Consider the following 13863-nt stretch of genomic DNA (forward strand, 5'->3'; position numbering starts at 1 on the left):
ACGCGGACGACTTGAGTTTAAGTTAGGGCCAAGATGAAGACACAGACGCCATATCGACGCAGATACCGCAAGTCCGCCGTGCGCGCCGCCAGCCTGCTGGAAAAGGACATCCGGCGGATCGGCGAGAGTCGTGGCTTTGCCGCGTCGAAGGTGCTGGTGCATTGGGATGAGGTCATAGGCCCGGAGATCGCCGCTCTGGCCCGCCCGGTCGATATTTCCTATGGGCGCGGTGGGCTCGGTGCGACGCTGACACTGCTGGTCAAGGGGGCCGATGCGCCCGTGGTGGAGATGCAAAAGGAGCAGATCCGCGCCCGCGTCAACGCTTGCTACGGCTATGAGGCAATCCGTCGGATCCGCCTGACCCAGACCAGCGCCACCGGCTTTGGCGAGGAGGCCACGCCCTACAAATCGCCTGAACGCCAGCCCCCGTCACCCGACATCACCCGCCGCGCCGGAGAGGCCGCGGCCGATGTGCAGGACCCAGAATTGCGCCGTGCGCTGGAGGCCCTCGGGACCAATGTGCTGGCCCAAACCCCCCTCAGGAGAAAACCTTCATGAAGAAATTGCTGTTCCCCGCTCTGGCTTTGGCCGCTGTGATCGGCGGTGGTGTCTGGTACTCGGGCCAGTCCGGGTCCCCGGCGATCGAGCTGCCCAACGTCGTGCCCCCTGCCGTGGCACAGGAAAGCGCCGACGCGGCGGATATCGAAATCGCCGATTTCCAGATGGGGAACCCGGAGGCCAGCGTCGAGGTCATCGAATACGCCTCCTTCACCTGCCCGCACTGCGCAACTTTCCATGACTCCGTCCTGCCGAAGCTGAAGGCCGACTACATTGACACGGACAAGATCAACTTCGTCTATCGCGAGGTGTTCTTTGATCGCTACGGGCTCTGGGCCGCCATGGTGGCGCGGTGTGGTGGCGAGGAAAAATATTTCGGGATTTCCGACCTGCTCTACGACAAGCAGCGCGAATGGGCACAGGGTGAGCCCGCCGAGATCGCCAATAATCTGCGCCGGATCGGCAAGACTGCTGGTCTGAGCGACGAGGCGCTGGACGCATGTTTCGGCAATGCGGCGCAGGCTGAGGCCATGGTCGCCTATTCGCAGGAGAATATGGAAGCCGACAAGGTGACCGGCACCCCGAGCTTTGTCATCGACGGCAAGACCTACTCGAACATGAGCTACGAGGACCTGAGCGAGATCCTCGACGAAAAGCTCGAAAAGGCAGACGGCTAAGTCGTCCCCAAAACCCGGTCGAGGGCGTCGTCGAGCGCCCCGGCCTCCGGGATCTGAAGGCGCACCGGAACCGTCAGGACCGAGCGGCGATAGGCGTCAGGCAGGCGCACCGCGTCCTTTTCCGTCGTCACCATCTGCGCATTCATCGCCGCCGCCTCGCGGCTCATCCGCTCCAAGAGTCGTTCGGACAGACTCTGGTGGTCATCGAGCGCTCGTGTCGCGGCCAGCTCGACCCCCAGCCCCTCCAATGTCTCGAAGAACTTAGAGGGTCGTCCGATACCCGCAAAAGCATAGGCCCGCAGCCCCGCCCAAGGCATGCCGGTCTGCAAGGGCTCCAGCGTGCCGCGCAACACCGGCAACGCGATCTTTGCGCCCCACGCTTCGGTGAATCTCTGCTGCGCGGCCTCCGGTCCGATGGCCAGCATCAGATCGGCGCGGGCCAACCCTTTGGTAACCGGCTCGCGCAAGGGACCAGCCGGGATCACCCGACCGTTGCCAAAGCCCACACCCGCATCGACGACGATCAGCGACAGGTCCTTGGCGAGACCCGAGTTTTGAAATCCATCATCCATTACGATGACCTCCGCGCCCGCAGTGGCAGCCGCCTTGGCCGAGGCAACCCGGTCCGAACCGATCCAAACCGGCGCGAACGCGGAGAGCAGCAGAGGCTCGTCCCCAACCCGCGTCGCACTGTCGCCCAGCGGGTCCACCCGGTGGGTCTCTGACTGGCTTCCGCCATAGCCCCGGCTCACCACATGCGCTGCCAGACCCCGCGCGGAGAGCCGTTGCAGGAGCGCGATCACCGTGGGTGTCTTTCCCGTCCCCCCGGCATTGAGATTGCCCACACAGATCACCGGCACACCAACGCGCGCGCCGGGCTGGCTGACGCGTCGTGCGGTCACCCCGGCATATAGCGCGCCCAGTGGTGCGAGCAGCCGGGACGCGAGACCGGGCGCATCTGGCGGGCGGGTCCAAAACGAGGGCGGACGCATTAGATCGGCACCCCCGCCAGAGTATCATCGATCAGTTCCAGAAGGGTCTGGGTCGCCAACGCCCCCGCATCCGTCACCTGCCAGCCCCGGGCCGCCAGCGCCGCCGCACGCTCGGGATTGTTGAGCCGCTCTACGGCCGCCCCAAGCTCTCTTGGCGTATCGATCAACTCCGCCGCCCGGCCTGCCCAGATTCCCTCGACCTGTTCGGCATGTTGCGTCGTGCGCGGGCCCAGAATAATCGCCGACCCCAGGGATGCGGGCCAGAATGGCGGCATATTCGGTCCACTTCCCACAAGCGTCCCACCGAGATAAGTGATCGGCGCCAGGTGCAGCCAGGCCCCAAGATCGCGCTGATCTCGTATCAAAAGCACCTGATCGGAGAGACAGGGAAGATCATCCCTGCTCACCAGCCAGTTTTGCGATTTGAACCGTTGCTCCGCCCGCCCCGACAGATCTTCGAGCACGAGAAGCAAGCGGTGCGCTCCCTGAGACGCGCGCCGATGCGCCTCAATAACCACCGAAAGCTCCGCTTCGGGTACGCCCGTGGCCAGCCACAAAGGCCGGGTCGCTACCGACACTCCAAGCTCCTCGATCCGCTCCGGGTCGTAAAAGGGCAGAGCCGGCACTCTGGAGAGCGGCTCGACCACTTCGACCACACCGCCCAGCCGCGGATCCGGGGCCACTGTCAGCACCGCATCAAACTGGGACATGGGAGCAACCAGCGCCTGACCGTACCGGGCCGGATCCGCCTCGGCCGCGATCAGCGGAATACCCAATGCCAGAGCTTCTTTCCAAAGGCTGGGGAAAAGGTCTTCACCAAAAAAGACCGCCAGATCCGGCCTCCAGTGCCCGAGGAAGAACGCCGCCGCACCCCGCGTATCGGCGGGGGTTGGAGTGTGCAACCGGCCGTCCACAGGCTCGCCCGTAACCAGCAGCGTCAGATCGGGGTGGAGCCGTTCCAGCCGCTCCAGAGCCATCATCGCCCCTACCCTGTCACCGGGCGTCAGATGCGCCCAGAGCAGCCGCCCTTCGGGCCGCTCCACCGCAGGCACCGGGCGCAGAGCCTGACGGCGCGCGCTGAGCCGGTGCCGCAGGACGGAGAGCGACAGCTCCACCGCGGCCTCAGTCGCCCAGCTCTTCGGTGGGCGAGCCTGCCTGCTCTTCGTCCCTCAGGCGGTGAATATGGGCGATGAAGTAGCGCATGTGTGCGTTGTCCACGGTCTTCTGCGCGGCGTTTTTCCAAGCGTCATAGGCGGTGGCGTAGTCGGGGAACATACCGACGAGATCGATCTCGCTGGTGTCCCTGAAGACGTTCTTTGACGGGTCGGTCAGCTCGCCGCCGAACACAAGATGCAAACGCTGGGTCATGATCCCCTCCTTTTGCCCCCTGTCTAGGCCGCGCGGACGGCGGGGGCAATGTCAGGAGGTGAGCTCCGCGACGATGGATTCGGCCAGAGTGACGTAACCGGACACGATATCGGCATTAACCTCATGCCCCCCTTCCCGGAGCACCGCCTCCGCCTCCCGCAAATCGGCCAGCGCGACGTGCGCCAGTACCAGATCACCCCGCCGCTCCGCCAGCACACGCTGACAATTGGCCAAATTTGCGGTCGCAATCGCCCAGTCCAGCGGAACCACATCCCGGCGCCGCCCGTCCAGCCCCGCCCGATAGGCCGTTACCGCCTACTCCAGACGCCCGGTCCCGGGCTCCCGCTCCCTCAGTGTCTAAAGCGCGAGCCCCAGATCGTTCAGCATCGCACCGCGCTCAGCCGCGTTTGTGGCACGTTCACGCATTTTGGAGGCGAGCACGATGGAGACCTCCAGATCAAGATTGAGGCCTTTGTCCCGACCGCGCTCGTACCACTCATCCTGAAGCGCGCGCAGTTTAGGCAATGTCGCCGTCCCGCCCGCCTCCAGATCCGCCCTGCACAAAAGGAGCGTAGCTATACGGTCTGGATTACGCTCTAGTGTGGCGGTCTCGATCCCCGAGGCGATCAGACGCAGCTTGCGTGCGGCGCTCTCCGCCTCTTCCCGCGCCAGCGCCGCGTTGATCTCCGCGCCCGCACCGGAGTAATCGCTCTCACGCGACAGTTCCGCCACCCGCTGTAACACTTCGTCCACGAATTCCCCGTGATTCGCGCCTACCGCGCCCTCTCGCTGCACCTTTACCGCGATTTCGACGGCGCGGGTCAGTTCGATAAGGGCCGACTGCGCATCTGTCACATCCCCGGCAATGGGGGCGACGAGCATTTGCAGGACCTTAAGCGAAATCCCCGCCTCCTGCGCCTTCTGCGCTGCCTCCATGGTGCCCAGGCGCTCCGTGAGAAGGGCCACCATGTCCTGTGTCTTCCCATGCTCCTTCAGGTTCTGCCGCTCCAGGGCGGGTTGCAGCCGGGCGATCATTTCCGTGTCCGCAAATATCTGCATGAGCATGAGCTGCACGATGGCGCGGAAATATTCGGCATAAACCTCGCTTCTAGCAAAGTCGGTGTCCTGGTGTCGGGCCTAAGCGATCATAGCATCGCAGGTCTTTGCCGGGTCCAACTGGCTGCCCGTCAGCAGATCGGGGCGGCTGAGCACCTGAGGAGCGAGCTGCCAAAACAGCGCCTTGGCATCGTCGCGCCACTGGCTCGCATGACCCAAGGCCCGATCCGCGTCCTCGGCGGCAGCTGTCAGGGACCAGACCAAAGGTTCGGCGCCCTTCATCCGCGACCGGGGTGTGTCCCGATCGACAATGACGTTGCACAAGGCCTCAGGCGACGCCGCGGCACCCGGATCGCTGGCCGCTTTGCAGGCCGCGATGATCAGACGGGTGAGAATGGCAAAGTTAACAACCGAAAGCATGATCGCGACCCAAACCGCTCTCCCGGACCGGTCAACAGCTCAGACTAGCACGTCGAGAATGCCCCGGTGCAGGGTCGGTCCGGCGATGAGGACGCCGTCGGAGGCGGCTTCGGGGGTGTTGAAGCGGAGGCGCGCGCCGTGGCGGTCGGTGACCTGCGCCCCGGCCTCCGAGGCGATCAGCGCTCCGGCGGCGATGTCCCACTCCCACGCGCGGCGCAGGGTCAGCATCGCATCCGCCTTGCCCTCCGCCACGCAGGCGATGCGATAGGCCAGCGACGGGCGGAACATGCGCTGGAACGCCGGGAGACGGCGCCAGTAGCCGGGCGCGTAGGTGGCCTTGTTCGCCAGCATCCGCGCGCCGTCGGCCTCGTGGCGGTCCGAGGTCGAGATCCGCAACCCGTTCAGCCGCGCCCCTCTCCCGTGCGCTGCCGTATAGGTCATGTCCCGCGCAGGCAGATGGACCACGGCGGCCACTACCTCGGGACCTTCGGTCACCGCAAGAGAAACGGCCCAGCTCGTCTCACCGGCCAGAAAAGCGCGGGTGCCGTCAATCGGGTCGAGGATAAAACACCGCTCCGCTTTCAGTCGGTCCGGAGTGTCGGCGGTTTCCTCGCTAAGCCAGCCGTGGTCGGGATGCGCCCCCATGAGATGCTCGCGTAAATGAGTATCCACGGCGAGATCTGCGGCGGAGACGGGGCTGTCGTCGTCCTTTTGCCAAGTCTCCGGGTTCTGACGCCAGTGGTCCAGTGCGATGAGACCTCCCTCACGGGCGGCTTCTACCAGCAGGGGCAGCGGATCAGGCACCGGCAAGCATCAGACCTTCGACCAGCAGGGACGGCACCCGACGCGAGAGATGATCCCGCGCGTCATCAGCCAGCCGGAGCCCCGGCAGCATTTCCCGCAGATTTCCCGCAATGGTGATCTCATTGACCGGGTAGGTGATCTCGCCATTCTCGACCCAGAAGCCAGAAGCGCCACGCGAGTAGTCGCCGGTATTGGGATTGATGGTCGCACCGATAAGCGAGGTCACGAGCAGGCCCGTCCCCATTTCCGCCAACAACTTGTCGCGAGATGTAGAGGGGCCGCTGAGGGTCACATTTCCGACGGAGGGCGACGGCGGGGCCGACGGTCCGCGCACCGCGTTGGCAGTGCTTTCCAGACCCAGCTTGCGCGCCGTGGCGAGGTCGAGCACCCAGCGGCTCAGATGCCCGCTGTCGACGATGGGACGCGTGACAGTCGGCAGACCCTCGGCATCGAATGGCCGCGAGCCGGAGATACGTTTGCGCAGGGGTTCTTCGATCAGATCGAAGCCCTCGGGCAGGATCCGCTGGTCCATAAGGTCCAGCGCCCAGGACGCGCCCCGCGCGACAGATGTGCCGTTGATAGCGGTCAGGAGATGACCGATCAGACCCGAGGAAATCCGCTCATCATACAGGACCGGCCAGGCACCGGTCGGTGCCTTTCGCGCGCCCTGGAGTGCAGCCGCACGTTCTCCGGCCAGACGTCCGATGCTGACAGGATCCGGCAAATCGGAGGCGAAGATGCGGCTCTCGGCGCTGTAGTCGCGCTCCATCACCGAGCCCTCGCCGGAAATAGCGACGCAGGAGATCGACGACCCGGTGCGCGCATAGCCCGCCGCAAAACCGTTGGTGGCCGCGAGGAACACCTTGCGCCGCCCCCAGCTCGCGGAACTGGACTGGCACTGGGTCACGCCTGTGACACCCAGTGCGGCCGCCTCGGCGACGAGCGCAGCCTCCTGTAGCGCGGCGGGAACAGGCTCGGGGCTGTCATCGACCAGCTCCAGCGCCGCGGGATCCACGGACCCCGCCAGTTGCGACGGATCCGCGAGGCCGACACCGGGATCATCCGGCGCCTCGCGGGCCATCAGAACAGCACGTTCAGCCATCTCCTCGATGGTCCGGGCGGAAATGTCGGACGCGGAGACACAGGCCTGTTTCTGCCCGAGGATAACCCGCAGGCCGATCTCGATTCCCTCGGACCGCTCGGCCTGCTCCAGCGCTCCGGCGCGCACGTCGATATTCACCGACGCATCGCGGACCGCCATCGCGTCAGCTGCCTCGGCGCCCGCCTTTTGGGCCGCGCGGAGCAGATCCTGTGACAGACGGGCGAGGGTGTCAGACATGGCGCGTCTCCGGGGACGGGATCAGGACAGAAGCCCCAGATCCGCCATGACACCCTTCAGACGATCCTTGGTGGCGTCGGTGAGCGGCGTCAGGGGCAGGCGCACCTCGTCGCTGCACTTACCCAGCAGCGACAAGCCATATTTCGCGGCCACCAGCCCCGGCTCGGCAAAGACCGCACGGTGCAGCGGCAGGAGCTTATCCTGCAACTCAAGAGCCTTGGCCCAGTCGCCCGACAGGGTGGCGGTCTGGAACTCGGCGCAAAGGCGCGGCGCTAGGTTCGCAGTCACCGAAATGCAGCCGACTCCGCCATGCGCATTGAAGCCCAGCGCAGACGCATCCTCGCCCGACAACTGACAGAAATCGGTGCCACAGGTGGCGCGCTGGTCGCTGACACGGGTGATGTCGCCGGTCGAATCCTTCACACCGACAATGCGCGGCAGCTTGGCCAGCTCGCCCATGGTCGCGGGGCTCATATCCACGATGGACCGTCCGGGGATGTTGTAGATGATGATCGGAATATCCGTCTCATCATGCACGGCCTTGTAATGCGCATAGAGGCCGGCTTGGGTCGGCTTGTTGTAATAGGGCGTGACGACAAGCGCCGCATCGGCCCCGGCCTGCTGGGCGTGAGCGGTGAATGCGGTCGCCTCAGCGGTGCTGTTTGAACCCGCCCCTGCGATGACCTTGAGGCGCCCGGCGGCAAATTCCACCGTAGCTGAGACCGCCGCCTCATGCTCCTCGTAGGTGAGCGTCGGCGATTCGCCGGTGGTCCCGACGGGGACGATTCCGGACGTGCCCTCGGCCACGTGCCAGTCCACGAGGCGTTTCAGGGCATCGAGGTCCAGTTTTCCGTTCCGAAACGGTGTGACCAATGCGACGATGGACCCTTTAAACATGCCTCTCTCCTTCTGGCTTGCGATGCGGACCCTATGCGCCAAAGCGCCGATTGCCAAGGTCGTGAATTGGCGTTGGCCCTGTTCTCCCCTAGGTAATTGAGCATGACAAAGATGCTCGCCCTCCTGATCAGCCTCATGGTCCCCCATACCGCCCCGGCGGCCACTCTCTCGCAGACGGGGGGTGGGCCGTTCAGCATGGCTGAAGTCATGGAGGCCGGACGAGCGGGGACATGGTTCTCGCGCGACGAGATCGCTCTGCGCACCGGACCCCTCGCCGCCGACATTGTCAGCTGGATGCGCCTGCGCGAAGGACAAGGGACCTTTGCCGAGGCGCTGGGGTTTCTTGAGCGGCATCCTGACTGGCCCGGTCTGGCGCGACTGCGCCGCGAGATGGAGGAGGCCCTCCCAACGGAGATTACAGACGAGACCACCGCGCGTCGCGTGCTGGCCTTTTTTGGCGAAGCGGATCCGGCCACCGGACAAGGCGTGATCGCCAAAACTGCCGCCTATCTGGCTCTGGACCGTCGCGGAGAGGCTGAGGCAGGGGCGGCGCTGGCGTGGGCCGGGCTGTCGATGACCCCCACTGCGGAAAACTACCTCATCAATACCCTTCCTGACATTGTGCTGCCATTGGAGACCATCCGGGCCAACGCCATGTTCTGGCGGGGCGCGAGACAGGCGCTCGCCCGCGCCGAAGATCGCGCTGAGGCCCGCGGCGATCTGGAGGCGACTGCGCTCATTCGAGCGCGTCTCGCAGCTTTGACTGGCAGCGATGCACTCAGCGTCACGGAAGACTTGCCGGAGACCCTGCGCGATGATCCCGGCCTCGCTTATCGTCGCTTCGCCTTAGACTACGGGGCCAGACGGTATGCTGAGGCGCGAGACATTGCCCTGACGCAGTCAACGTCGGCAGACACCCTTGGTGATCCCGAGGCGTGGGCGCGGGCACGGCGCGATCTGGTGCGACGTGAACTGCGCAGCGGAACCGCTGAAAACGCTTACGCGCTCGCTGCAGCACATTGGTTGACGGAGGGCGCGGATTTCGCGGATCTGGAATGGCTCGCGGGCTATATCGCCTTGCGCTACCTCAGCGCACCCGAAGATGCCCTCCGCCATTTCCTTCGGATGCGCGGCGCGGTCGCGAGTCCGATTTCCGTCAGCCGGGGGGAATACTGGATCGGGCGCACCCACGAAGTGCTCGATCAGGCCCCTGAAGCGGCTGCTGCCTACAGGGCCGGGGCAAACTGGCAGAGTGCCTTTTACGGTCTCCTGTCCGCCGAACGGATCGGGCTGAATCTGGATGCAAAGCTGATGAATCCGCCAGATTATCCTCCTCTCGCGGAGACCGATCTGGCCGGCAGTTCGGTTCTGCAGGCCGCGCTGCTTCTGCAGGCCGCAGGCGAACGCAGCCTCGCCGAACAGTTCTTGACCCATCTTGCCGAAGGCGTTGGCGAAGCTGAAGCCGGGGCATTGGCGGACACGATGCTGGCTCTGGGCGAACCCCATCTGGCGTTGCGCATCGCCAAAGCTGTTGCCCTGCGCGGTATTGTCCTGCCCCGGGCCTATTTCCCGCTGGTCGATCTCGGGCAGGACAGCTTGCCTGTCCCTGAAGAGCTGGCCCTCGCCATCGCTCGTCGCGAGAGCGAGTTCGACCCCATCGTGTCATCTGGCGTCGGCGCAGGGGGGCTGATGCAACTGATGCCGGGCACAGCACGGGATGTATCGCGGGATCTTGGTATCACCTACAACCGCGAACGGCTGTTCTCAGACCCCAGCTACAATGCCCGCCTTGGGACCGCTTACCTGCAACAGTTACAAAAGCGATTCGGGTCAAATCCGGTGCTGGTCTCGGCGGGTTATAACGCGGGACCGGGCCGACCGGCTCGCTGGATGTCGCAAAATGGCGATCCCCGAGACCCGCTGGTGGATGTCGTGGACTGGATTGAGGCGATCCCCTTTGATGAAACCCGCAACTATGTGATGCGGGTCGCCGAGAGCCTCCCGATCTACCGTGCGCGCCTCAGCGGTGAGACATCCCCTGTGATGCTGACCAAAGAGCTCAAGGATCGCTGACGTCGCTTAGTCTGCGAGTTTGGTCGAATCCGTGTCGGACGGTTCAGCATCCGGGGTAGAGTCTGTACTCACAGGCGCATTGCTCGGTTCCACCTGGTCCGGGATACCAACCTGATCGGAGGTCACCACCGTGCCTTCGGCGGCGTCGGCGTCACACCGTTCGTACTTGTAGGCATAGCCACTCCATACGACGATCAGGCCGCCATCAGCCGCCTGAACGAACATGGCGCGTTCCGTGAATTCGCCTTCGACACTCTCGCACACCAGATCGAAAAGCACGGCATCCATGTCCCGGACGTCGAACGGGTTCGTCATCCGGCACGTGGTGTCCACCCCGTCAATCCGGCTGTCAGCAATTCTAAGCGCGCTTTCGAGACTGTTTGCCTCGTAGACGCATTGCTGTGTCGGACTGGCCCGCCAGAGTCCCTCGAAGACAGAGACGTTCACTTCTTGCGCAAAGGCAGGCGCTGCTGCCATAGTAAGGGAAATTAAAGATATCTTGGCCTTCATGGACGCTGGAACTCCGGTTGCTGCTACCCGCCGATGAACGGCCTCATTTTTTAGAACACTTCGGCAGACTAGCGCCGGAATTATGACCAAGGACAGACGTTTTATGAAGAATCAGGCTGTGCAATACAGAATGGGGCGCGAAGAGCTCAATTCGACCCGCTCGGAAAGCCGTGGGTTGTTCTGGGCGGTCGCAGTATTCTCCTTTTTCGTGAACCTGCTGATGCTGACCGGCCCGCTCTTCATGCTGCAGATCTACGACAGAGTGCTCAGCTCACGCTCAGAGGCCACATTGGTCGCGCTGACGCTTCTGATGATCTTCCTCTTCATGATGATGGGATTTCTGGACTTTTCTCGGAACCGCATCCTGTCTAGGATCGGGGCCCGATTTCAGTCCCGCCTCGACAAGCGTGTCTTTTCCGCCATGGTCCGCCGGTCCGCTGTACAGGAAGGTGGTGACCAAAGCCGCAACTACCTCGGCGACCTTGAGGCAGTTCAACGCTTTATCTCATCCCCGGTTCTGACCGCATTGTTTGATCTGCCGTGGACGCCTCTGTTCATTCTGATCATCTTCGCATTCCACCCCTACCTCGGTTGGCTCGCCTTGCTGGGCGGCGCGGTGCTCATCTGCATCGCATTCCTGAACCAGATGGGTTCGAAGAAGAGTCAGGCCCGCGCCCAGTTTGCCCAAACCCGGGCGGAACGTCTCTCCGAACAGATCCGCAAGGAAGCAGAGATGGTCCGGTCGCTGGGGATGCAGGACGCTGCCTTTGGGCGCTGGCATGAACATCGTCAGGCGGCGCTGGAAAACACAATGCAGCGCGGCGATGTCGCGGGGGGATATACCAGCCTGACGAAGACTCTCCGATTGCTTCTCCAATCAGCCATGCTGGCTCTGGGGGCCTGGCTGGTCTTGCAGGAAGAGATGACCCCCGGCGCGATGATTGCGGGCTCGATCATGCTCGGCCGGGCGCTGGCGCCCATCGATCTTGCGATCAATCAATGGCAGATCGCGCAACGCGCCCAGACTGGCTGGAAGAGCCTTGCGGAATTGCTGGGGACGGTCCCCGAAGAAAAGCCCCGCACCGCCCTGCCCCGCCCCAAGGCACGCCTCACCGTGGACCAGTTGACCGTGATCCCGCCGGGGCAGAATCAGGCCTCGTTGCGCATGATTTCCTTCGACGTTCAACCCGGAGAGGCTGTGGGTGTGATCGGGCCTTCGGGCTCGGGCAAATCCACCCTTGCCCGCGCTATTGTGGGGGTCTGGCGTGCCGCAGGCGGGAAAATCCGGCTCGATGGTGGTGCGCTGGAGCAGTACGAGCCCGAAGTGCTCGGACGTCACATTGGCTATTTGCCCCAGCGGGTACAGCTTTTTGACGGCACAATCGCCGAGAATATTGCGCGTCTTCAACCTGATGCCGAGGACTCCGCCATTGTAGAGGCGGCGAAGAGGGCTGCCGCGCATGAAATGATCCTGCAACTGCCCGATGGGTATGATACACCTGTTACCAGCGCGACGGGGCGGCTTTCTGGCGGGCAAATGCAGCGGATTGGGCTGGCCCGCGCGATGTTTGGCGACCCGGTGATTCTCGTCCTCGATGAACCGAACTCGAATCTCGACAACGAGGGCAGCATCGCCCTGAATACGGCCCTCGAGCAGATCAAGGCGCGCGGTGGCGCTGTCATCATCATGGCACATCGGCCCAGCGCCATTCAAAGCTGCGACCGTATTCTGGTGGTCGATCAGGGGATGCGACGGGCCTTCGGGCCGAAAAACGAGGTTTTGCAACAGGTGTTGCAGAACCATCAGCAGGTCACAGATGCGGCCCCGCGCCCCGGAGGAATTTCGTAATGAGCGAGAAAAAGAGTTCTGAAAAGCGCCTCTGGCCCGTGACCTTTCCGCTATCTGTCGGCCTTCTGACACTTGTAGTTCTGGTCGGCGGCTTTGGCGGTTGGGCCACCTTTACGGAGATTTCCGGAGCGGTGGTTGTCAGCGGGCAGATCGAGGTCGATCAGAACCGGCAGATCGTGCAACACCCCGATGGCGGCATTGTCGAGGCGCTGAAAGTCACTGAAGGCGACCGCGTTGAAAAGGGCCAGACGTTGATCGTGCTGGACACGAAGCTTCTGACCAACCGGATCAACGCCGCCGACGCGCAGCTCGTGGAAATCCGCGCGAGACGCGCTCGTTTTGAGGCCGAACGAGACAACTCCGAAGCACCCGGATTTCCCGAGGATCTGCTCGAGCGAGCCGAGGAAGATCCGGATGTCGAGGATCTGGTTCGGGGTCAGCAAAGGCTTTTTGAGGCGCGTCTCGAAACCGCGACCAAGACTTTGCAACAGCTCGGGAACCGCCGGACCCAGATCAGTCGTCAGATCGAAGGCATAGACGCCCAGCGCGATGCCCTCGCACTACAAGTCGAGTTCATCAACGAGGAAATGGCCGATCAACAACAACTTCTGGAGCGTGGACTGGCGCAGTCCAGCCGGGTTTTGGCACTGCAACGCGAAGCAGCGCGGCTGCAGGGCCAGATTGGCGAGCTTATCGCGGCCCGTGCCGAAGCCGAGGAGCGGATCTTCGAGACGGAAAATCAGGAGCTCGTCTACACGGTCCAGCGTAGGGAAGATGCAATCACGGCGCTCAGGGACATTCGCGTGCGCGAAACCGAGCTGTCAGAAGAACTGGATGGCTTGCTTGAGCAGCGATCCCGAACCGAAATCGTGGCACCCGTTGCCGGTGTGGTGATCGATCTGACCGTCTTCGGCGAACAGGCTGTCGTGCAGGCCGCTGAGCCCGTTATGTATATCGTGCCGCAGGACCGTCCGCTGGTGATCCAGACACAGGTGCCCCCGATCCATGTGGATCAGGTTAATGTCGGTCAGACCGCGCAACTTCGCTTCCCATCTTTTGACACCCGGACGACGCCCGAACTGCAGGGCGAGGTCATTCAGGTGTCCGCCGACAGTTTCGTGGATGAGACGAGCCGCGCGAGTTTCTACCGAGCCAAGGTCGTGCTGTCCCCCGGTGAGATCGAGAAGCTCCCCGAGGGCCTGACGCTGATCCCCGGCATGCCCGTGGATGCTTATCTGACAACGGCGGATCGTTCCCCTCTGGCGTATCTCACAAAACCTCTTACAGAGTATTTCTCGAAGGCCTTCCGCGAAGGCTGAA

The 13863-nt window shown here is 63.6% G+C and carries 15 protein-coding genes; 5 read left to right on the forward strand and 10 right to left on the reverse strand.

What is annotated here, in order from left to right; translation table 11 throughout:
* The first annotated feature begins 33 nt into the window (after positions 1–33).
* A complete protein-coding gene (locus tag FEV53_RS04055) occupies positions 34–558 on the forward strand; it encodes a DUF721 domain-containing protein (protein WP_142833540.1) in 525 nt (174 codons plus the stop codon).
* Positions 555–1235 carry a DsbA family protein gene (locus FEV53_RS04060; RefSeq protein ID WP_142833541.1) on the forward strand — a complete coding sequence of 227 codons (681 nt, stop codon included), beginning with the start codon at positions 555–557 and terminating at the stop codon, positions 1233–1235. The genes FEV53_RS04055 and FEV53_RS04060 overlap by 4 nt, the downstream gene beginning before the upstream one ends.
* On the opposite strand, the gene lpxK is transcribed toward FEV53_RS04060, so the two are convergent.
* The 9 genes from lpxK to dapA all read right to left on the reverse strand — a co-directional run bounded on the left by lpxK (position 1232) and on the right by dapA (position 8111).
* Positions 1232–2227, reverse strand: a complete 996-nt coding sequence (lpxK, locus tag FEV53_RS04065) for a tetraacyldisaccharide 4'-kinase (protein WP_142833542.1) — start codon at positions 2225–2227, stop codon at positions 1232–1234. The two genes, FEV53_RS04060 and lpxK, sit on opposite strands and share 4 nt — an antisense overlap.
* Positions 2227–3342: a 3-deoxy-D-manno-octulosonic acid transferase gene (locus FEV53_RS04070; protein WP_142833543.1), complete on the reverse strand. Its 1116-nt coding sequence runs from the start codon at positions 3340–3342 to the stop codon at positions 2227–2229. Before FEV53_RS04070 ends, lpxK begins: the two co-directional genes overlap by 1 nt.
* Before the next feature lie 7 nt (positions 3343–3349).
* The gene (locus FEV53_RS04075; protein ID WP_142833544.1) at positions 3350–3595 is read right to left on the reverse strand and encodes a DUF4170 domain-containing protein; all 246 of its coding nucleotides are present in this window, start codon (positions 3593–3595) and stop codon (positions 3350–3352) included.
* A 51-nt stretch (positions 3596–3646) separates the two neighbouring features.
* The gene (locus tag FEV53_RS04080) at positions 3647–3865 is read right to left on the reverse strand and encodes a hypothetical protein (protein ID WP_142833545.1); all 219 of its coding nucleotides are present in this window, start codon (positions 3863–3865) and stop codon (positions 3647–3649) included.
* An 87-nt stretch (positions 3866–3952) separates the two neighbouring features.
* A complete protein-coding gene (locus tag FEV53_RS04085; RefSeq protein WP_142833546.1) occupies positions 3953–4654 on the reverse strand; it encodes a hypothetical protein in 702 nt (233 codons plus the stop codon).
* 78 nt (positions 4655–4732) lie between these two features.
* On the reverse strand, positions 4733–5071 hold the full coding sequence (locus FEV53_RS04090) for a hypothetical protein (RefSeq protein WP_142833547.1): 339 nt from the start codon (positions 5069–5071) through the stop codon (positions 4733–4735).
* A gap of 39 nt (positions 5072–5110) precedes the next feature.
* The gene (locus FEV53_RS04095; protein WP_342778269.1) at positions 5111–5875 is read right to left on the reverse strand and encodes a 3'(2'),5'-bisphosphate nucleotidase CysQ; all 765 of its coding nucleotides are present in this window, start codon (positions 5873–5875) and stop codon (positions 5111–5113) included.
* Positions 5868–7214, reverse strand: coding sequence for a TldD/PmbA family protein (locus tag FEV53_RS04100; RefSeq protein WP_142833549.1), 1347 nt, complete (start codon positions 7212–7214; stop codon positions 5868–5870). The genes FEV53_RS04095 and FEV53_RS04100 overlap by 8 nt, the downstream gene beginning before the upstream one ends.
* A 21-nt stretch (positions 7215–7235) precedes the next feature.
* Entirely contained in the window at positions 7236–8111 is an 876-nt protein-coding gene (gene dapA, locus FEV53_RS04105; RefSeq protein WP_142833550.1) for a 4-hydroxy-tetrahydrodipicolinate synthase, read from the reverse strand.
* A gap of 102 nt (positions 8112–8213) precedes the next feature.
* Here dapA and FEV53_RS04110 point away from each other — a divergent pair, with 102 nt between their 5' ends.
* Positions 8214–10184, forward strand: coding sequence for a lytic transglycosylase domain-containing protein (locus FEV53_RS04110; RefSeq protein ID WP_142833551.1), 1971 nt, complete (start codon positions 8214–8216; stop codon positions 10182–10184).
* 6 nt (positions 10185–10190) lie between these two features.
* Here FEV53_RS04110 and FEV53_RS04115 read toward each other — a convergent pair whose 3' ends face one another.
* Positions 10191–10694, reverse strand: coding sequence for a hypothetical protein (locus tag FEV53_RS04115; protein WP_142833552.1), 504 nt, complete (start codon positions 10692–10694; stop codon positions 10191–10193).
* A gap of 103 nt (positions 10695–10797) precedes the next feature.
* On the opposite strand from FEV53_RS04115, the gene FEV53_RS04120 reads away from it, so the two are divergent.
* On the forward strand, positions 10798–12543 hold the full coding sequence (locus FEV53_RS04120; protein ID WP_142833553.1) for a type I secretion system permease/ATPase: 1746 nt from the start codon (positions 10798–10800) through the stop codon (positions 12541–12543).
* The gene (locus tag FEV53_RS04125; RefSeq protein WP_142833554.1) at positions 12543–13862 is read left to right on the forward strand and encodes an HlyD family type I secretion periplasmic adaptor subunit; all 1320 of its coding nucleotides are present in this window, start codon (positions 12543–12545) and stop codon (positions 13860–13862) included. Before FEV53_RS04120 ends, FEV53_RS04125 begins: the two co-directional genes overlap by 1 nt.
* Position 13863 lies beyond the last annotated feature (1 nt).

Origin of the sequence: Palleronia caenipelagi, from assembly GCF_007004065.1 — a bacterium.
Lineage (GTDB): Bacteria > Pseudomonadota > Alphaproteobacteria > Rhodobacterales > Rhodobacteraceae > Palleronia > Palleronia caenipelagi.